We start from the raw sequence: 247 nt of genomic DNA, 5'->3' as shown, positions 1-247 counted from the left end.
ACCTAAGGGGATTTTTGTTCAATTAGAAAAATGTTTTAGACTGAACATCGTTGATTTAGTGAGTCCTATCTGGTTAGTTCTTAGTTTTTTATTAATAGTAATTGGTGAAGTTTGTTTATCGCCTTCTGGGTTATCAATAACAACAAAATTAGCTCCGGCTGCTTTTTCAGCACAAACAATAAGTTTATGGTTTTTATCTACTGCATCTGCACAAGCCATAAATGCACAGGTTGTGAAATTATACGAT

General features: G+C 33.2%; 1 protein-coding gene. It reads left to right on the top strand.

Annotated features, from left to right (window positions below; all coding sequences use genetic code 11):
• Positions 1-247 (top strand): POT-type proton-dependent oligopeptide transporter (locus tag JDS92_RS30370; RefSeq protein WP_472926313.1); only part of this gene is annotated, 247 nt, incomplete at both ends.

Source organism: Bacillus cereus group sp. N12, assembly GCF_016483575.1.
In the GTDB taxonomy this organism is placed as follows: Bacteria; Bacillota; Bacilli; order Bacillales; family Bacillaceae_G; genus Bacillus_A; species Bacillus_A toyonensis.
This window is presented reverse-complemented; position numbering and strand designations above follow the sequence as displayed.